General features: G+C 65.8%; 20 protein-coding genes, 1 other RNA gene and 1 riboswitch. Of the genes, 17 read left to right on the forward strand and 4 right to left on the reverse strand.

Features of this window, described 5'->3' with window-relative positions; translation table 11 throughout:
* The first annotated feature begins 75 nt into the window (after positions 1-75).
* The 6 genes from RW112_RS01980 to RW112_RS20840 all read left to right on the forward strand — a co-directional run bounded on the left by RW112_RS01980 (position 76) and on the right by RW112_RS20840 (position 7,718).
* Positions 76-3,894, forward strand: coding sequence for a multifunctional oxoglutarate decarboxylase/oxoglutarate dehydrogenase thiamine pyrophosphate-binding subunit/dihydrolipoyllysine-residue succinyltransferase subunit (locus RW112_RS01980; protein WP_317780184.1), 3,819 nt, complete (start codon positions 76-78; stop codon positions 3,892-3,894).
* A gap of 154 nt (positions 3,895-4,048) precedes the next feature.
* Complete coding sequence (locus RW112_RS01985; protein ID WP_317780813.1) at positions 4,049-4,648, forward strand: GDSL-type esterase/lipase family protein; 600 nt, start codon at positions 4,049-4,051, stop codon at positions 4,646-4,648.
* Between the two features lie 104 nt (positions 4,649-4,752).
* Positions 4,753-6,012: a serine hydrolase domain-containing protein gene (locus tag RW112_RS01990; RefSeq protein ID WP_317780185.1), complete on the forward strand. Its 1,260-nt coding sequence runs from the start codon at positions 4,753-4,755 to the stop codon at positions 6,010-6,012.
* Positions 6,013-6,093: 81 nt separating this feature from the next.
* Positions 6,094-6,921, forward strand: a complete 828-nt coding sequence (locus RW112_RS01995) for a DUF4097 family beta strand repeat-containing protein (RefSeq protein ID WP_317780186.1) — start codon at positions 6,094-6,096, stop codon at positions 6,919-6,921.
* Entirely contained in the window at positions 6,922-7,545 is a 624-nt protein-coding gene (locus tag RW112_RS02000; RefSeq protein WP_317780187.1) for a PadR family transcriptional regulator, read from the forward strand.
* Between the two features lie 98 nt (positions 7,546-7,643).
* Positions 7,644-7,718 (forward strand): 50S ribosomal protein bL37, encoded by a 75-nt coding sequence (locus tag RW112_RS20840; RefSeq protein WP_369299106.1) that lies wholly within the window; start codon positions 7,644-7,646, stop codon positions 7,716-7,718.
* Between the two features lie 75 nt (positions 7,719-7,793).
* Here the strand turns inward: RW112_RS20840 and rsrA are convergent, their stop codons facing one another.
* Both rsrA and RW112_RS02010 read right to left on the reverse strand, forming a co-directional pair.
* Positions 7,794-8,054, reverse strand: coding sequence for a mycothiol system anti-sigma-R factor (rsrA, locus tag RW112_RS02005; protein ID WP_305941526.1), 261 nt, complete (start codon positions 8,052-8,054; stop codon positions 7,794-7,796).
* Entirely contained in the window at positions 8,051-8,857 is an 807-nt protein-coding gene (locus tag RW112_RS02010; RefSeq protein WP_317780814.1) for a sigma-70 family RNA polymerase sigma factor, read from the reverse strand. The genes rsrA and RW112_RS02010 overlap by 4 nt, the downstream gene beginning before the upstream one ends.
* Positions 8,858-9,164: 307 nt before the next feature.
* Between RW112_RS02010 and RW112_RS02015 the strand changes: the two genes are divergently transcribed.
* From RW112_RS02015 to RW112_RS02065, 11 genes are all read left to right on the forward strand, one after another.
* Positions 9,165-9,713, forward strand: a complete 549-nt coding sequence (locus RW112_RS02015; protein ID WP_317780188.1) for a DoxX family protein — start codon at positions 9,165-9,167, stop codon at positions 9,711-9,713.
* Positions 9,714-9,719: 6 nt separating this feature from the next.
* A complete protein-coding gene (gene aroA, locus RW112_RS02020) occupies positions 9,720-11,099 on the forward strand; it encodes a 3-phosphoshikimate 1-carboxyvinyltransferase (protein WP_317780189.1) in 1,380 nt (459 codons plus the stop codon).
* Positions 11,089-12,204: a ribosome small subunit-dependent GTPase A gene (locus RW112_RS02025; RefSeq protein WP_317780190.1), complete on the forward strand. Its 1,116-nt coding sequence runs from the start codon at positions 11,089-11,091 to the stop codon at positions 12,202-12,204. Before aroA ends, RW112_RS02025 begins: the two co-directional genes overlap by 11 nt.
* 64 nt (positions 12,205-12,268) lie before the next feature.
* Positions 12,269-13,081 (forward strand): histidinol-phosphatase, encoded by an 813-nt coding sequence (gene hisN, locus RW112_RS02030; protein WP_305941530.1) that lies wholly within the window; start codon positions 12,269-12,271, stop codon positions 13,079-13,081.
* Between the two features lie 170 nt (positions 13,082-13,251).
* A riboswitch (SAM riboswitch) is annotated at positions 13,252-13,365 on the forward strand.
* Positions 13,366-13,400: 35 nt separating this feature from the next.
* Complete coding sequence (locus RW112_RS02035) at positions 13,401-14,822, forward strand: aminotransferase class V-fold PLP-dependent enzyme (RefSeq protein ID WP_317780191.1); 1,422 nt, start codon at positions 13,401-13,403, stop codon at positions 14,820-14,822.
* Between the two features lie 77 nt (positions 14,823-14,899).
* Complete coding sequence (locus RW112_RS02040; RefSeq protein ID WP_317780192.1) at positions 14,900-15,673, forward strand: class I SAM-dependent methyltransferase; 774 nt, start codon at positions 14,900-14,902, stop codon at positions 15,671-15,673.
* Between the two features lie 45 nt (positions 15,674-15,718).
* Positions 15,719-16,432 carry a metal-dependent transcriptional regulator gene (locus tag RW112_RS02045; protein WP_317780193.1) on the forward strand — a complete coding sequence of 238 codons (714 nt, stop codon included), beginning with the start codon at positions 15,719-15,721 and terminating at the stop codon, positions 16,430-16,432.
* A gap of 15 nt (positions 16,433-16,447) precedes the next feature.
* On the forward strand, positions 16,448-16,882 hold the full coding sequence (locus RW112_RS02050) for a CrcB family protein (protein ID WP_317780194.1): 435 nt from the start codon (positions 16,448-16,450) through the stop codon (positions 16,880-16,882).
* A complete protein-coding gene (locus tag RW112_RS02055; protein WP_317780195.1) occupies positions 16,879-17,247 on the forward strand; it encodes a CrcB family protein in 369 nt (122 codons plus the stop codon). The genes RW112_RS02050 and RW112_RS02055 overlap by 4 nt, the downstream gene beginning before the upstream one ends.
* 102 nt (positions 17,248-17,349) lie before the next feature.
* Complete coding sequence (locus RW112_RS02060; RefSeq protein WP_317780196.1) at positions 17,350-17,721, forward strand: hypothetical protein; 372 nt, start codon at positions 17,350-17,352, stop codon at positions 17,719-17,721.
* 192 nt (positions 17,722-17,913) lie between these two features.
* Positions 17,914-18,048, forward strand: coding sequence for a hypothetical protein (locus tag RW112_RS02065; RefSeq protein WP_268760395.1), 135 nt, complete (start codon positions 17,914-17,916; stop codon positions 18,046-18,048).
* A gap of 116 nt (positions 18,049-18,164) precedes the next feature.
* Here RW112_RS02065 and ssrA read toward each other — a convergent pair.
* Positions 18,165-18,533: a transfer-messenger RNA gene (gene ssrA, locus RW112_RS02070) on the reverse strand.
* A gap of 182 nt (positions 18,534-18,715) precedes the next feature.
* A complete protein-coding gene (smpB, locus tag RW112_RS02075) occupies positions 18,716-19,186 on the reverse strand; it encodes an SsrA-binding protein SmpB (protein WP_043482605.1) in 471 nt (156 codons plus the stop codon).
* Between the last annotated feature and the right edge of the window lie 98 nt (positions 19,187-19,284).

Consider the following 19,284-nt stretch of genomic DNA (forward strand, 5'->3'; position numbering starts at 1 on the left):
ACTGGTTCGATTGTTGTGCTGAGGCACCGAAGGCGACCAGAGGGAAATCAAACTCATGGAAGAGGCGTATTTCAAGTGCCAGAGCAGCCTAGCCACCGTCTACCAGAGGAATTTGGCGGAAACGAGTGGCTCGTTGACGAACTGTACGAGCGTTACCAGCAGGACAAGAACACGGTAGATGCCAAGTGGTGGCCCCTGTTCGAATCCTTCGACGCCGGTGACAGCTCGTCTTCCAACGGGACCTCGGGTGCAGCGGCGCCCGCTGACCCCGCAACCCGCGAACTTCCAGTTGTAGCTCCCGCACCGGCACCGTCGCAGGCAGCACCTGCCAAACCCGCAGCGGCCGCTCCTGCCCAGCCCGCTCCCGCCCAGCCGCAGGCAGCGCCGGCTGCAGCTCCGGCGAAGAAAGCACCCGCCACCATCGCCCGGGACGGCTCGAAAAAGCCCGAATCCGCAGGTGCCCCGCCCATCCCCGCCCAGCTGCCCAAGAACGTCAAGGCACCCACGGCTCCGGAAGAGGACGTCGTCTCCGTCCTCCGCGGACCGGCCAAGGCCATCGCCTCCAACATGGTCACCAGCCTGGAAGTTCCCACTGCCACCAGTGTCCGTGCCATCCCGGCCAAGCTGCTGATCGACAACCGGGTGGTCATCAACTCCAACCTGGCCCGCGCCCGCGGCGGCAAGGTTTCCTTCACGCACCTCATCGGCTATGCCGTCATCCGCGCCCTGTCCCAGTTCCCCTCCATGAACGTCTACTACGACGAAGTGGACGGCAAGCCGGTTGCGGTCCAGCCTGCCCACGTGAACTTCGGCATCGCCATCGACATGCCCAAGCCGGACGGCACGCGCCTGCTGATGGTCCCGAACATCAAGAAAGCGGAGACCCTCAACTTCTCCGAGTTCTGGCACACCTACGAGGACCTGATCAAGCGCGCCCGCAACGGCAAGCTGACCGCAGATGACCACTCCGGCACCACGGTATCCCTCACCAACCCGGGCGGCATCGGCACCGTGCACTCCGTGCCCCGCCTTTCCAAGGGCCAGGCTGCCATCATCGGCGTCGGCGCACTGGACTACCCGGCCGAGTTCCAGGGTGCCAGCGAGAAGATCATCGCGCACAACGCCATCAGCAAGGTCCTTACGCTGACTTCCACGTATGACCACCGCGTCATCCAGGGTGCCGGCAGCGGCGAGTTCCTGAAGCTCGTGCACCAGCTCCTGCTGGGTGCGCAGAACTTCTACGACGAGATCTTCGAATCCCTGCGCATCCCGTACGAGCCCGTGCGCTGGAGCCCGGACCTGCAGGTTGACCCGGCCGACCAGATCAACAAGGTTGCCCGGATCCAGCAGCTGATCCACTCCTACCGCGTGCGCGGCCACCTCATGGCGGACACCGATCCGCTGGAATACGTCCAGCGCAAGCACCCGGACCTGGATGTCCTCACCTACGGCCTGACCCTGTGGGACCTCGACCGCGAGTGGCCCACGGGCGGCTTCGGCGGCAAGCCCATGCTGGCGTTCCGCGACATCCTGGGCGTTCTCCGCGACGCCTACTGCCGCACCACCGGCATCGAGTACATGCACATCCAGGACCCGGCCGAGCGCAAGTGGTTCCAGGACCAGCTGGAGCACCCCTACTCCAAGCCGAGCCGCGAAGAGCAGCTGCGCATCGTGTCCAAGCTCAACGCTGCGGAAGCCTTCGAAACCTTCCTGCAGACCAAGTTCGTGGGCCAGAAGCGCTTCTCCCTGGAGGGCGGCGAGTCGCTGATCCCGCTGCTGGACGCCATCATCTCCGACGCTGCCGACGACAACCTCGACGAAGTCGCGATCGGCATGGCCCACCGCGGCCGCCTGAACGTGCTCACCAACATCGCCGGCAAGACCTACGCACAGGTCTTCCGCGAATTCGAAGGCACCCAGGACCCGCGTTCCGTGCAGGGCTCCGGCGACGTCAAGTACCACCTCGGCACCGAGGGCACCTTCACGTCGGACAACGGCAAGGAAACCAAGGTCTACCTCGCCGCCAACCCCTCGCACCTGGAGGCCGTGGACTCCGTCCTCGAAGGCATCGTCCGCGCCAAGCAGGACCGCCTGGACCAGGGCGAAGCCTTCCCCGTGCTCCCCATCATGGTCCACGGTGACGCCGCGTTCGCAGGCCAGGGCGTGGTGGCGGAAACGCTCAACCTCTCCCAGCTTCGCGGCTACCGCACCGGCGGCACCATCCATGTGGTGGTCAACAACCAGGTGGGCTTCACCACCGCTCCTTCCTCGTCACGCTCCTCCACCTACTCCACGGACGTCGCCAAGATGATCCAGGCTCCGGTGTTCCACGTGAACGGCGACGACCCGGAGGCCGTGGTCCGCATCGGCCAGCTTGCCTACGAGTTCCGCCAGCGTTTCCACAAGGACGTTGTCATCGACATGGTCTGCTACCGGCGCCGCGGTCACAACGAGGGCGACGACCCCTCGATGACCCAGCCGCTGATGTACAACCTGATCGAAGCCAAGCGCTCGGTCCGCAAGCTGTACACCGAATCGCTGATCGGCCGCGGCGACATCACCGAGGAAGAAGCAGAGCAGCTGCTCCGTGACTACCAGGAACGGCTGGAACGCGTTTTCGCCGAGACCCACGCAGCGCAGACCTCGCCGATCCCGATCATCACCGCGGATTCGGCAGCCGTGTCCGACATCGAACGGCCCAGCGCCCAGCAGTCGGACTCCGGCATCAACGCCCCCGCGTCCACCGCCATTTCCGCCGACACGCTGGCACGCATCGGCAAGGCCCACATCGAGATCCCCGAGGGCTTCACGGTCCACGCCAAGCTCAAGCAGTTGCTGGAGAAGCGTGAACAGATGTCCCGCGAGGGCGGCATCGACTGGGGCTTCGGCGAGATCGCCGCCTTTGGCTCACTCATTATGGAAGGCGTTCCGGTCCGGCTCGCCGGCCAGGACTCGCGCCGCGGCACCTTCGTGCAGCGCCACGCCGTGTTCCACGACCGCGCCAACGGCAACGAGTGGCTGCCCCTGGGCAACCTGTCCGACGACCAGGCCAAACTGTGGATCTACGACTCCCTGCTGTCCGAATACGCGGCCATGGGCTTCGAATACGGCTACTCCGTGGAGCGCCCTGACGCCCTTGTGCTGTGGGAAGCGCAGTTCGGCGACTTCGTCAACGGCGCGCAGACCATCATCGATGAGTTCATCTCCTCGGCGGAGCAGAAGTGGGGCCAGCGCTCATCGCTGGTGCTCATGCTGCCCCACGGCTACGAGGGCCAGGGCCCGGACCACTCGTCCGCTCGGATCGAGCGCTTCCTGCAGCTCTGCGCCGAGGACAACATGATCGTGGCCAACCCCACGACGTCGGCGTCCCACTTCCACCTGCTGCGCCGCCAGGCGTACAGCCGGCCGCGGAAGCCGCTCATCATCTTCACGCCCAAGCAGTTGCTCCGCCTCAAGGCTGCAGCTTCTTCCGTGGAAGACTTCACCACCGGCGCTTTCCGCCCCGTCATCGGCGAGCACGAACAGCTGCAGGCGGATGCCGTGGAGCGCGTGCTGCTGGTGTCCGGCCGCCTGTACTACGATCTCCTGTCCACGCGGCAGAAGACCGGCGACAAGACCACCGCGATCGTCCGCGTCGAGCAGCTCTACCCGCTGCCTGCCGCGGAAATCGCCGCGGAGCTTGCCAAGTACCCCAACGCCGAAGTGGTGTGGGCGCAGGACGAACCGGCGAACCAGGGACCGTGGCCTTTCATGGGCCTGAACCTGCCCGAGGCACTCGACCGCCGGGTGAAGCTGGTCTCCCGTCCGGCTTCGGCATCCACGGCCGCAGGTTCAATGAAGCGGCACGCTGCGGAGCAGGACACCCTCCTCAAGCAGGCGTTTGCACGGAAGTAGCTTGAACACTGCCCGGCCGGAGCTCGACATTCACGACTCCGGCCGGGCAGTGTTGCTTAATGGAAAGGGCACCGAAGCCAGCCGCCGGAGTTGGCCGGAAGCCCGGTTCCATGGAACGCTGAATTTTGTTGCACATTGAGGTTAAGAGGTAGTGGTGGAAGACAGGAAGCTGCGGATTGCGGCTGTTGGAGATGAGCTGCTGGCCGGCCTGGGTGATCCCCGGGCGCTGGGCTGGCTGGGCCGGGTACTGGCCCGCACTCCGCAGGACGGCATGACCGTTGAGTGTTACCCCCTCCCCTGTCCGCAGGAAGGCACCGAGGGCCTGGCCGCCCGCTGGCTTGACGAAGCCGGCCGCCGCTTCGGCAACAACCACGAAAACCGGCTGGTCATCGGGCTGAGCGGGCGTGACGTTGAGTTCGGACTGTCCACGGCCCGCAGCCGCCTGAACCTTGCCAACATCCTGGACTCCGCCTCCCAGAACAAGATCGAGGTCTTTGTGGTGGGTCCGCCGCCGTCACTGGATCCCTCGCAGAACCGCAGGCTGGGTGAGCTGAACACGGCCTTCGCCGATGTCACCACGCGGCGCAAGCACCTGTACGTGGATACCTTCTCCCCCCTGCTCAACCACGAACAATGGCGCCAGGACCTGGCCGCCAACGGCGGAACCCCGGGACAGGCCGGTTACGGGCTGATGGCCTGGCTGGTGCTGCACCGCGGCTGGTTCCAGTGGCTCGGCATCGCCGCCCCGGAGTGATCGCGGAACACCGGGCGGCATTGCCTGCACAGGGTGCTTGACACCTCAGTGCCGCCCGTGACCCAATGGGGCCCATAACGCCGTCGACATAAGGCTGTGGGTCCATGAAAGTTCCCGGAATCCCCAAGGGCTCCCCTGCCCCGGCAGCGCTGGCCGTAGCGCTGGTGCTTGCCCTGGCCGGCTGCAGTGCGGGCCCGGCTCCTGCCCCGTCATCCTCCTCCCCTTCCTCCGCAGCTTCCTCCCCGCCCGCTTCGTCCAACGAGGCCCTGCATCCCTTCGACCAGGCGGCGCTGGAGGAGACGTTCCGGGAAACGGCACAGGATGTGCGCGTCCCCGGCGCAGCGATGCTCCTGCGGACCCCCGGCGGGGACCTCACCTACACGTACGGCGTGCGAAGCTTCGGCGGAACCGATCCCGTCACGCCGGCGGACCACGTCCGGATCGGCTCCATCACCAAGACCTGGACCACCACTGTCATCCTGCAGCTGGTCCAGGAGGGGAAGATCCAGCTCGACGACCCGGTGGCGGACTACCGTCCGGATGTGCCCAACGGCGCAAACATCACCATCGAACAGTTGCTCACGATGCGCAGCGGGCTCTACAACTACACCGAGGACCCGAACGTAAACCAGGTCCTCGACGCGGATCCCGGCAAGGCGTGGACCACTGATGAACTGCTGGCCGCGGCCTTCCGCCATCCGCCGTATTTCGCCCCCGGCGAGGGCTTCCACTATTCCAACACCAACACGGTGTTGCTCGGCCTGATCGCGGAGGCCCTGGACGGCAAGCCGCTCACCGCGGCATTCAGGGACAGGCTGTTCACCCCGCTCGGACTGACCGGGTCCGTGTTTCCGGAGCAGGCGTCCAATGCAATTCCCGAACCGCATCCGCAGGGGTACATGTACGGGACCAACGTGCTGACGCTCGACGACCCGGCCCTCCCCGAGGACATGCAAAAGGCTGCCGCCGACGGAACGCTCCTGCCCGTTGACCAGACAGCCATGAACCCCTCGTGGGCCTGGGCAGCCGGGTCCGGAATTTCGACCGCGGAAGACCTGGCAACCTGGGCGGAGGCACTCGGCACGGGGAAGGTCCTGGGGCCCGGCCTGCAGAAAGTACGCCTGGACAGCCCGCGGCCGGTAAAGGCCGACGACCCGGGAGGCGCCCTCTATGGGCTGGGAATCGCTAAATTCGGGAAGCTTTACGGGCACACCGGTGAGCTTCCCGGCTTCAACAGCTTCGCAGGCCATGACCCCGCCAACCAGGTCACACTGGTCGTCTGGACCAACCTGGCCCCGACGCCGGACGGCCGGGACCCTGCCACGACGATTGCCCGGACACTCATCGGAAAGATCTACCGCTAGCCGCCGTCGCCTATTGCATTCGCTCCAAACGCGATATATCGTCAAATCATATTCACGATATATCGCAACTTGGAGGGCGCAGTGGACGAGAACACCTGGACCGTTACCGGTCCGCAGACCATCGACGTGGACGGCGTCAGGTCACTTAAGCTCGGAATCATCCGGGGACGGTTCGACGTCGTCACCCACGACGAGGATGTCACGCGGATCGAAGTGTCCGAAATCCACGGCGACCCGCTGACCATCACCAACGTCAACGGCCGGCTCGAAGTGCGCCACCAGCTGCACGGCGCGCAGGGCTGGTTCAAGAACCTCATGGAGACGGTCAACAACAGCAGCACCAACTCCGTCGTCATCAGCATTGCACTGCCGGCCGGAGTGGAAGTTGAGGCAGGTACCGTCAGCGGTGACGGCCTCGTCTCCGGGATCACGGGGCACACAAAGCTGAACACCGTCTCCGGTTCCGTCATGGCAGACCGCACCAGCGGGGAACTCCACGTCAACACCGTGTCCGGCGACGTCATCGCCCGGAACCACGACGGCGTCCTGACCGCCAAGAGCGTGTCCGGCGAGGTCACGGCCTCAGGCCGGTTCAGTAACATCCGAGCCAACACGGTCAGCGGCGACATGAGCTTCGACCTGCACGGGTTTACCCACGACTTCGGGGCAAACTCCGTGTCGGGGGACCTCACCCTCAGGCTCCCCCATGACGTCGGCGTGGACATTGTCGCCAAATCCGCCAGCGGCGCTGTGGTCATCGATGACCAGAAATACATCGTCCCGGGCGGTAAGGTACAGACTATCGCCGGGCCGGACGAGCAACTCATGCTCGTCCGAACGAACTCCGTCTCCGGCAAGACCTACATCATCCACAGCCAGCCGCCTGCGGACGCCGAAACGGAGGCCTAGATGCCTCCGGTCTTCGCCCACGGCGCACTTCGCCTCTATCTGCTCTCGCTCCTGGAATCCGGCCCCAAACACGGCTATGAGCTCATCAAAGCACTCAGCGAACGGTTCGGCGGGACCTACTCCCCCAGTGCGGGCACCATCTACCCTCGGCTCGGCAAGCTCGAGGAGGAAGGGCTCGTGGCGACGGAAACCCAGGGACGCCGCACCAACTACCGCATTACCCCGGCCGGGCTGGTGGAGCTCAACCGGCGCCGGGACGAACTGGCGGGGGTCGAGAATGACATTTCCGCCTCCGTCCGCCGGCTGGCCGACAACCTGCGCGAGGATATCCGTGTCAACATGCGTGGCCTCCGGGCCGACCTTGCCGCCACGGCGGAAGCCGCCAGGGCGTCTGCCCGTTCTGCCGGTTTTCCGGAGCGGGGCATGCGGCACACTCCGGAAGGCGACCGCACCCTGAAAGAGGCGGAGATGCTGGTCCAGGCGTTCAGGGATGACCTCCGGGTGGAACTCCGGCTCCGGGCAAGCGCTGCGCCTATCAGCGGGGTCACGCTCGAGACGATCCGGACGGTCCTGGACCAGGCCCGGATTTCCATCCGCAACTCCCTGAACGCAGATGGTCATTGAACTGCGTCAGTCACTGAGGGGCCCGGTTCGCGGGCCGTCGCGTGATGTGGGAGACTTGAGGGCAGCTCTTTTGAGTACCAAGATTAAGGAGGCCAGCTATGAGCAAGCGTGCACGTAAACGTCGTGACCGTAAGCGTGGCGGCGCGAACCACGGGAAGCGCCCCAACACCTAAGCTACGGTTTGGAACATGAGCTTAAAGCGAAGGGCCCCGGAAACCACATGGTTTCCGGGGCCCTTTGCTGTGGAACTAGGCCTCGACGGGGCGGATCGAGTGGATCCGGTCCAGGATGGCGCTCTTCAGGTTCTCCGGGGCGGCTTCCGTGCAGGAGCGCTTGACCACCTTGCGGATGACGCACTCGAGATCGTACTCCTCAAGACACTCCGGGCAACCGTCCAGGTGATCCTTGATCTCGGCGATGTCGCTGTGGGTCAACGCACCGTCCAGGTATTCATAAATACGTTGCATCCGGGCGTCGTCGCAATCGCCCAGTCCCTGGCAGTCGCTCATTTCCTGTTCTCCTGTTTTGTGCTTTCGGCCGCTGCGCCGGGATCGGCCGCGGCTTTGAAACCCCGCTCTGCGGCGTAGTCCGCGAGCATGTCGCGCAGCATTTTGCGGCCGCGGTGGAGCCTGGACATCACAGTGCCGATGGGGGTGTTCATGATGTCTGAGATTTCCTTGTAGGCGAACCCCTCCACATCGGCGAAGTACACAGCCAGGCGGAATTCCTCCGGAATCGCCTGGAGTGCCCGCTTCACGTCGGAATCGGGAAGGTGGTCCAATGCTTCCGCTTCGGCAGAGCGCAGCCCGGACGAGGTATGCGATTCCGCCCGCGCCAGCTGCCAGTCCTCAATGGTGTCCGAGTTCGACTGCAACGGCTCGCGCTGCCTCTTGCGGTAAAGATTGATGTACGTGTTGGTGAGGATCCGGTAAAGCCATGCCTTGAGGTTGGTCCCGGGCTTGTACTGATGGAACGCGGAGAACGCCTTGGTGTAGGCCTCCTGCACCAGGTCCTCAGCGTCAGCGGGATTCCGTGCCATCCTCATGGCAGCGGAATACAGCTGGTCAACATACTGCATGGCGTCGCGTTCAAACCGCTGCCTGCGCTGCTCCGGCGTCTCGGACACGACGTCGACTTCCGCCTCCGCGGCATCCGCCGGAGGCTCAGTGGTGGTCTTGGCGTCGTTTCCGGCAGCCTCATATATGGCCGCAACGGCCGGATCAATGGTGCTCATTGCCTTCAAGTCTACTGTGACGCGTCCGGCGGGCGCCGGACGGTCTCCGCCCTCGCCGTCGCGTCCGGAGAACTCCATCGGTGCAAGGAGTTCCACTCTGTCTCTAACCAATGCCAAAGCTCCATCTCCGCTCTATGTCCCAACGCCCGTCGTTACTTGGACGTCCTTGCAGGTGCCGGCTCCGGGGGCGCCCGTTCTGACGCTTCCGGATGCCCCGCCCGCCGGGCATCCGCAAGTGCCTCGGGCCGCAGCCAAGCGCGGCCCCTGACTCATTGGGACCTGCTTTTCACAACCATGGCCAGCGGGCAAATATTCCGCAAAAGTGCAAGACTAGAACCGGTTCCCCCGCAGAAGTTCCGCGGCTCGTCCACCCAGGAGGAAATTCATGTCGTTTGTCCGTATTCTCGCCCGGCCCATGCTGGCCTCCAGTTTCGTTCTCGCCGGCCTGGACAAGCTCAAGAACGCGGATGACACTGCGACGCAGCTGTCCCCCGTACTGCGCCGGGCTGCGGATTCCCTCCCGTTCGAAACGAACGAAAAAGTGCTGGCACGCGTCATTGGCGGCACCCAGGTGGGCGCCGGCGTGCTTTTTGCCCTCGGCAAGTCGGCGAGGCTCGCCGCCACCGTGCTCGCGGTGATTTCGGCGCTGAACGCCTTTGTCGAGTGGCGCAGCGCGGACATCACGTCCAAGGAAGGCCGGGACGCGCGGCGCAACCAGCTGCTGAAGAACGTCACCCTCACCGGCGGCGTGTTGCTCGCTTCCGTAGACACCGCGGGCAAGCCGAGCCTGGCCTGGCGGGCAGAGCACCTGGCAGCCGATGCCCGCAAGGGTGCCAGCCACTTGGCTGCAGACGCCCGGAAGACCACCACGAAGAAGCTCAAGAAGGCCGACAAGGCTGTCCGCAAAGCCGTGGACCACGCAGTGAAAGCATAGGCACGAATGACAGGCACCGCCCCCACCGCCCCTGTACCGCCTGCACCGGCTGCGGCCGGTTCCTGCTGGCCGGCGCCGTTCGCCGACGCCCCGGTCGACGCGACGGTCACCGTCCCGGGCTCCAAGTCCCTCACCAACAGGTATCTGGTCCTGGCAGCCTTGGCAGACGGCCCGTCCCGGCTCCGCGCACCCCTGCACTCGCGCGACTCCGCCCTGATGATCCAGGCTCTCCGCCAGCTGGGAGCGGGCATCCGGGAAGTCCCGGGAGACGGCTCGTTCGGGCCGGACCTTGAGGTCACGCCCCTGCGTCCGGACGCTGCGCCGGGTGATGTCGCTATTGACTGCGGACTGGCCGGAACCGTGATGCGCTTTGTCCCGCCGGTGGCCGCCCTTCGCAGCGGCGCCACAGTGTTCGACGGAGATCCGCACGCCCGCAAGCGGCCGATGGGCACCATCATCGAGGCGCTGGCTGCGCTCGGCGTCGACGTCCGTTCCGCCGAAGGTACCAGGCCGTCGTCGCTCCCCTTCGCCGTCGATGGCACGGGTGAGGTCCGGGGCGGCCATCTCGTAATTGATGCGAGTGCCTCGTCGCAGTTCGTGTCGGCGCTGCTCCTTGTGGGTGCGCGTTTCACTGAGGGCCTGCACCTGGAGCATGTGGGCAAGCCTGTCCCCAGCCTCGACCACATCAACATGACCGTGGCTGTGCTCCGCGAGGTTGGCGTGTCCGTGGACGATTCCGTCCCGAACCATTGGGTTGTGGCGCCGGGCCCCATCCGGCCCTTCGACCGGCGCATTGAACAGGACCTGTCCAATGCCGGCCCCTTCCTGGCCGCGGCGCTGGCAACCGGCGGCACCGTCCGCATTCCCAACTGGCCCGCACCCACCACGCAGGTGGGCGACCTGTGGCGCAGCATCCTGGCTGCGATGGGCGCCACGGTAACGCTGGACAACGGCACCCTGACCGTCACGGGCGGACCGGAAATCAAAGGTGCGGACTTTGCGGACACCAGTGAACTGGCACCGACCGTTGCCGCGCTGTGCGCACTGGCCACCGGCCCGTCGCGGCTGACCGGCATAGCCCACCTCCGCGGCCATGAGACGGACCGGCTGGCTGCACTCGTCACCGAAATCAACCGCCTGGGCGGGGACGCCGAGGAAACCGCCGACGGCCTGGTGATCCGGCCCGCGAAGCTCCACGGCGGCGTCGTCCACAGCTACGCAGACCACAGGATGGCCACTGCCGGGGCCATCCTGGGCCTCGCCGTGCCAGGTGTCGAAGTAGAAGACATCGGCACCACATCCAAGACAATGCCGGATTTCCCGCAGCTGTGGGAAACCATGCTTGCGCAGCGGAGCCGCCAGGGGGAACAGGCCAGTGGGGCGTAGCACCGGTACCTGGGACGAATCCGATATCCGGGTCCGACCCAACAAGAAAGGTACGCGTCCCCGGACCAAGGACCGGCCCAGCCATGACGACGCCGTGACCGGCCGGATCATCACGGTGGACCGCGGGCGCTACACGGCGGTGGTGGGCGAGGACAGCGGCAATGAACGCACGGTGATCGCCGCGCGTGCGCGTGAACTCCGCCGCTCGCCTGTCGTCGCCGGGGACTTCGTGTCCCTGGTGGGGGATGTTTCCGGAGCACCGGACACCCTTGCCCGGCTCGTCAGGATCCAGGACCGCCGCACGCTGCTGCGGCGCAGCGCCGATGACACCGATCCTATTGAGCGGGCCGTCGTCGCCAATGCGGACCAGCTTGTGGTGGTGGTTGCCGCCGCCAATCCGGAACCACGCACGGGTTTCATCGACCGCGCGCTGGTGGCCGCTTACGACGCCGGGATCGAGCCGCTGCTGCTGGTCACCAAGGCCGACGTCAAGGATCCCACTGAACTCCTGTCCAACTACCGGCACCTGGATTTTCCGGTCATCATCAGCCGCACGGCCGATGCCGCAGCTTCAGGAATCGATGCCCGCTCCGACGACGGGCTATCGGCCCGCCTCGACAGCGACGCCGTGTCGCAACTGCGGGCCCACCTCAACGGCAAGGTCACGGTCATGCTGGGTCATTCGGGCGTCGGGAAATCCACCATGGTCAATGCCCTGACCGGTGCTGAACGGGCAACCGGAGGGGTCAACGCCGTCACCGGGCGGGGGCGGCACACGTCGTCGTCGGCGCTTGCCCTCCGGATCAGCGACGCGCCCGCCGGAAGCTGGATTATCGACACACCGGGCATCCGGTCCTTCGGCCTGGCCCACGTGGATCCGGACCGGATCCTGCGTTCCTTCCCCGACCTCGAACCCGGCACGGACGCTTGCGAACGCGGCTGCAAGCATGATTCCTCCGCCATCAACTGCGGGGTGGACGCCTGGGTGGCAGAAGGAAAAGCTGGCCCGTCAGGGGCTGCGCGGCTGGCATCACTGCGCCGCCTGCTCGGCACCGATCCCCGGATGGAAGCGCAGGAAGCCAAGGAACTCGGCATCGTTTCCTAGCGGGCGAAGGGGCCAAGGACCCGACCTCCCGGCCGGCCGGCCCCGGAGACGGTAGTTTGGAACCATGACCCAACCCGCTTCGAGCTACAACGATGACCTGCGGCTCGCCCATGTCCTGGCCGACTCCGTCGACTCCCAGACCATGAGCCGTTTCAAGGCGCTGGACCTTCAGATTGAAACCAAACCGGACCTGACCCCCGTAACGGATGCCGACAAGGCAGCCGAGGAGTCCATCCGCGGCCAGCTCTCCCGCTCCCGCCCCCGGGATGCCGTCCTCGGCGAAGAGTTCGGCAGCTCAGGCCACGGTTCCCGCCGCTGGATCATCGACCCGATCGACGGCACCAAGAACTTCGTCCGCGGCGTGCCCGTGTGGGCCACCCTGATCGCCCTCGTGGACGAGGGCGAGCCGGTGGTCGGCCTGGTCAGCGCACCGGCGCTGGGCAAGCGCTGGTGGGCCGCGAAAGGCGCCGGCGCCTACATGGGAAGGTCCCTGGCTGCTGCCACGCGGCTGAAGGTGTCCAACGTGTCCAAGCTGTCCGACGCCTCCCTCTCCTATTCAAGCCTGGGCGGGTGGAAGGAGCGCGGCAACCTGGACGAATTCCTGGGCCTCACGGAGGAAGTCTGGCGGACCCGCGCCTACGGGGACTTCTGGTCCTACTGCATGGTCGCCGAGGGATCGGTGGACATCGCCTGTGAGCCGGAGCTGAACCTCTACGACATGGCCGCGCTGGTGCCGATCGTCACCGAGGCCGGCGGCCGCTTCACTTCCCTCGAGGGCGTGGACGGCCCCTTCGGCGGCAACGCCCTGGCCACCAACTCCATCCTCCACTCCGAAGTCCTCAAGCGGCTGAACCCGGACCTCGACGACCTCCTCTGATCCGCGGCCGGATCACCTATATTCCGAATAAACGACGGCGGGCGCCCCTCCCAGGGGACGCCCGCCGTCGTATATTCGACCGGAAGCCCGTTCTTCCGGCGGGCGTAACAAAGTGCTTAATAATCGCCGCCGCTTTCCCGCGGCGCCGTGAATGTCCTAATCTCGAAACAGGTCACGAGTGCCAGCGCGAAACCCCGGTTTGCTGGCCGGCAACCCTCCATTCGCGGTGGGGTGCCCCGGGTGACGACCAGGCCGGTCCGGAACGGACCCGGCAAGCGCGGATCCCCGGAGTGAGGGGTCCCTTTACAGTGAGGTCCCCATGACTACTGCCACGTTCCCCGCAACCCCCGGAACCACCACCGCCGCAGGGCTCTTGGACGAACGGTTCACCGTTGCCCGGCGCCCCCTCTCCGCAGTCACCGGAGCGGAAATCCAGGCGCCGCTGATCCAGGGCGGCCACGTCCGCTACGCGAACCTGGACTACGGCGCGTCCGCACCGGCATTGTCCGTGGTCTCCGCCTACCTCAATGAGATCCTGCCGTATTACGCCAGCGTGCACCGCGGAGCGGGCTACGCCTCGCAGATCAGCACGTCCGTGTACGAGAATGCACGGAACATCGTCCGCGGGTTCGTGGGCGGCAGGGCGGACGATTCGGTGATCTTCACCCGGAACACCACGGACTCCCTGAACCTGCTGGCGGGCTGCCTCCCGGTGGCGGACGGCCGCCACACCGGCGAGGTGCTGTACCTCGACATCGAACACCACGCCAACCTGCTCCCCTGGCAGGGCGTCCCGCACCGCAGCGTAGTGGCTTCTTCCACCCTGAAGGCCACGCTGGAGAGCCTCCGCTCCGAACTCAGCCAGGGCGACATCAGCCTGCTGGCGGTGACGGGTGCTTCCAACGTCACCGGCGAAATCCTCCCTATCCGCGAGCTGGCCGCCCTGGCCCACGAACACGGAGCAAGGATCGTTGTGGATGCAGCACAGCTGGCACCGCACCGCCGTATCGACATCGCAGCGGACGACGTCGATTACCTCGCCTTCTCGGGCCATAAGCTGTACGCGCCATTCGGCAGCGGCGTCCTGGTCGGCCGGCCGGACTGGCTCGACGCCGGGACCCCGCACCTGGCAGGAGGGGGCGCCGTCCGTGAGGCACGGCTGGACTCCGTCAGCTGGGCAACGGGACCGGCGCGGCATGAGGGCGGCTCGCCCAACGTGCTCGGAGCGGCCACGCTGGCGCGGGCCACGCAGGTCATCGGCGCCCTGGATCCGGAGCTGTGGCACGCGCATGAGAACGCCATCCGGTCCTTCCTCGTGGAGGGGCTGGGCAAGATCGACGGCGTCACCGTGCACCAGATCTTCAGCGACACGGACCAGGCCACTGACACGATCGGCGTGGTCAACTTCTCCGTGGCCGGCTACGACGCGGGCCTCGTGGCGGCCTACCTGTCCGCTGAACACGGCGTGGGCCTGCGGGACGGCCGCTTTTGCGCCCATCCGCTGCTCAAGCGGCTGGGCCTGCCGTCGGGCTCGCTGCGGGCGAGCTTCGGCGTGGGCTCCCGGTTGGAGGATGCGCAGCGCCTGCTTGCCGGCATCGAGGAACTCCGCCGGACCGGACTGGGCTGGGACTACGTGGTGGACGCGGGCCGCTGGGTGCCGGCCAACGACACCCGCAGCTACCCGGACTGGGCGCCCAACACTCCCGGCACCGCCGGCGCCGCCCCCTGCACCGACGACTAGGAACAGAAGTCCGGCGCCACCCGCGGTGCGGTAAATTCGAGGGGTAAGAATTCCAGCCTGCCCGAAGGAGACTGCACGTGGCACGGGGAGGCCCCAAACTGCACCACCAGCGCCGGTACGAGCTCGGCCAAAGCTTCCAGGACGGCGGTGAGCACTACGACCGCGTCCGGCCCGGTTATCCCGCCGACTCCGCGGACTGGCTCATCGGCAGCGTCCGCAGGGCAGGCGGCGCGTCCGACGCCGCCGACATCGGGGCCGGCACCGGAAAGTTCACGGCGTTGCTGGTCCAGCGCGGCCTGTCGGTCGCCGCCGTGGATCCCTCGGAGGACATGCTCACCCAGCTGCGGCTGGTCCTTCCGGGCGTTCCCGCGTCGGTGGGCACCGCGGAGGCCACCGGCCTCGCGGACGAAGCATTCGACGTCGTCAGCGTCGCCCAGGCCTGGCACTGGTGCGATCCGCTCCCGGCCAGCACCGAGCTTGCCCGCATTCTTCGCCCCGGCGGCGTGCTGGGCCTCCTGTGGAACCAGCTGGATACGTCCGTTCCGTGGGTGCACAGGCTTTCCCGGATCATGCACGCCGGCGATGTGCACAAGCCGGACTTCCGCCCCGTCGTCGGACCGGAGTTCAAAGAACTGGAGAGCCACCTGACACGGTGGGAAGACCCGGTGACCACCGAAGACATCATCGAGCTGGCCAAATCCCGCAGCTACTACCTCGCCGCCGGAGAGGGCACCCGGGCCAAGGTCCTCGCCAATCTGCAGTGGTACCTCCATGAACACCTGTCGCACTCCCCCTCCGACGTCCTGGGGCTGCCGTACCTGACCCAGACCTGGCGGGCGTTCAAAGCATGAGCGCCAAAGCATGAGCGCCAGGGCCAAGGCGGTAGGCTTGGAGTCGTGAAGACCAGCGCGCCCTCCTCCTCCATCGAGGACTACGTCAAGGTCATCTACTCCTTTACGGAGTGGCAGGACAAACCCATCACTTCCTCGCAGCTGGCACAACGGCTCGGCGTCGCCAACTCCTCCGTTTCGGAAATGGTCCGCAAACTCAAGGACCAGGGCCTGGTCGACCACAAGCCCTACAGCGCCATCACACTGACGGCCGACGGAATCCGGCTCGCGCTTTCCATGGTGCGGCGGCACCGCCTCATTGAGACCTACCTGGTCCAGGAGCTCGGTTACAGTTGGGACGAGGTCCACGACGAAGCCGAACTCCTGGAACACGCCGTGTCGGATACCTTCATCGAACGGATGGCGGGCAAGCTCGGCAATCCGCTGCGCGACCCGCACGGCGATCCGATCCCGGCGGCCGACGGCACCGTCCACATGCCGGACGCCCACCGCATGAGCGAACTCGACGAGGGCCACACAGGCCGGATCACCAGGATCAGCGACGACAATCCCGAGCTCCTGCGCTACCTCTCGGCCCAGGAAATCGACCTTGACGCCGACATCGAAGTGCTCGGCCGGAAACCGTTCGGCGGTGCCCTCGTGGTCCGCATCGGCACCGCAGGCACGCACCGCGAATTCGATCTCGCCGATGAGGTTTCGTCAGCCCTGTGGGTGCACAGCGAGTCGGGCCATGCCGGTTGCCGGCTGGCAGACGCCTAGAACGGCGCCGCCTGAATGAGTGCTTCCGGCGTGAAGGCCAGCAAGGGTACCGGATGGCGGGCATGGACGGCGGTGGCCGTCGGAGCACTCCTAGGGACGGAGCTCCGCTATGGCCTCGGCCTGATCTTCCCGGAAGCCGCGGGGGCAATTCCCTGGACCACACTGGCCATCAATGTCTGCGGAAGCTTCGCCCTGGCTGCCCTCACCACAGTGTGGATCGCGCGCCCCAGGACGGCATTCTGGTTGAGGGCCGGCATTGGCCCGGGGCTGCTGGGCTCCTTCACCACTTTCTCGGCGGTGGTCTTTTCCATTGACCAGCACGCACGCTCCGGGCAGCACCTGATATGGCTGGTGTATCTCGGGCTCTCGCTGGTCCTGGGGCTCGCTGCCGCAGCCGCGGGCTGGAAAACCGGCAAGTCCCTGAGCGACCGGATCGGCGGAGCCTCATGACAGCGCTGCTGGTCGGGGTTTTCGGCGTAGCCGGAGGGTTGCTGAGGTTCTCCATCGACACGTGGTTCGCCCATCGCACGGGGAACCGCAGGCACTGGCCCTGGGCAACCCTGCTGGTAAATGTCCTCGGCTCGCTGATCATCGGCCTGTCCCTGGGGGTCACCGGCCGGTTGGGACTCGGCGGGGAATGGCAGGCGGCAATCGCCACCGGACTGGCTGGCGGCCTGACGACGTTCAGTTCCTGGACCACGGCGACGATCCGGCTCGTCAGCGAGGTCCGGTACCTGGCAGCAGCGCTGAACGTGATCGTGAACCTGGTCGCCGGGCTGTCGGCGGCCGCCCTGGGAATCGCCGTCGCCGGGTGACGGCATGAGGCGGACGGGCAGCGGGCTGACAGCGACGGCAGCGGGCGCCGGCGTCCCGCCGTCGTGAATCCGAAGCGTCCCGGCGTCCCGTATCGTTAAACGATGGTTACGCGACGTGAAGCAGCTCAGATCCTTGATATTCCGCTGGAAATGGCACACCGTCACGGTATCCCGGCCCGGCTGTCGGACGCCGAGCTTTCCGAACTCCTGGACAATCCCCCGGCCTGGCTCGTCCAGTCCAAGGCCAACCGCACCGGCAAACGGCCCGTCTGGGTCCAGCTGACCTGTGCGGTCTGCGGGTTCTCCGAGGCCGCCCGGCCCAAGAAATGGTGGCCGCCATTTACCTATGTCTGCTGCGTTCACCATGCACCGGCAGACCTCCCGCCGGTGTTGCCGGGTCTCGTCCGCAGCGAGTACGAGGGAATCGGGAGCCGTTTCGTCGGAATCGTTGACGTTGAGGTGCCGGGTTCCTGACGCCCGCCGCCGGGCACCCGGCACCGGGCACCCGGCACCCGGCACCCGGCACCCGGCACCCGGCCAGGGTCCGCACTGCACGTTAATGACTCAATGCCCGGGGCCGGCGATGGGCCGGTTTCATTCAGGACAAAACAGGCGTACCTTACAAGCACGGGGCCTATTCAGGGCCCCGACGTGAGGGAGGGCGATATGCCTGACAAATCGCCGCACCGGCAGGTCACCAAGAAGTCGGACAAGTCCATCAAGCAAAAGAGGGCCGAAAAGAAGTCCAAGCATGAGCTGGACACCCACGTGGACCCCGTCGCGCACATCAAGAAGCGCTGAACCGCGGGCCCACGGACGGCCGCTGGAGAATGCCAGAACGGTGCTGAAAACAAAAGGCCGGAAGCTTTCGCTTCCGGCCTTTTGCACGGGGTGGGACCGCGTTGCCGCCGTCCCGATGGTGGAGATGGGGGGAATTGAACCCCCGTCCGATGTCGTGTTGTCAGGGCTTCTCCGGGCGCAGTTTGCGTCGGATTTTCTCGGCCCCAGCTATCCTGCAAACAGGTAGCTGATCCGGGCCCAGCCATCTAAGAGTCCCGTTCACCCCGATGACGAAGGTAAACAGCAGTGGCTATCTTAATGACGCCAGTATCCGGGACGATAGCAATCCCGGGCTGACGGACTGTCTTACTGCTTAGGCAGCGAGAGCGAAGTCAGTGCGCGTTTGTTTGGCACTTATTGTTTTGCAGACAGCGTTTACGAGATAATTCTGCATCCTCGGCCCGCTTCACCTGTCGCGACTAACATCGTCGAAACCGATCATCCCCGTATTTTGTTACCAAACCGGTCAGGTCCGTGCAGATTCCTTGCGGTTTCCGCACCGTTCCTTCCCGGACTACCAATCATAACGCACCGCTGCCCGGAATCATTCCCGGCATGCCGGAGGCGGATTCAGCGCTGGCTTAGCGGCTGGGTCAGCCGGGGGTCAGCGTCGCGTCCAGCGGCTGGTTCAGCCGCGGTTTCTCTCCCGCATGACGCGCAGCGCTTCGCGCTTGTCCTGCTGTTCGCGGAGCGTCTGCCGCTTGTCGTATTCCTTCTTACCGCGCGCGACGCCGATCTCCACTTTCGCCTTTCCGTCCAGGAAGTACAGCTGGAGCGGAACGATAGTGAAGCCCGATTCGCGGACCTTGTGTGAAATCTTGGTCAGCTCCTCGCGGTGCAGCAGCAGTTTGCGCCGCCGACGGGCGGAGTGGTTCGTCCAGCTCCCCTGGTTGTATTCGGGAATGTGGATCCCCTCCATCCACAGCTCGTCGTTGTAGAAGGTGCAGAACCCGTCAACCATGGAGGCGTGGCCCTCACGCAGGGACTTTACTTCGGTCCCCATCAGGGCGATGCCCGCCTCATAGGTGTCCAGGACATGGTAGTCATGCCGGGCCTTCCGGTTGGTGGCCACTACCTTACGGCCACTTTCTTTCGGCACGGTGGAACTCCTCAGCTCTTGGTCTGGATGGTTGCCCCGCCGTAGTGGTCGGAGCTATTTAATTCTACGGCAGCACACGGGCTGCCCTGGGTGCGGGT

The organism is Arthrobacter sp. B10-11 (genome assembly GCF_033142195.1).
Classification (GTDB): Bacteria; Actinomycetota; Actinomycetes; order Actinomycetales; family Micrococcaceae; genus Arthrobacter; species Arthrobacter oryzae_C.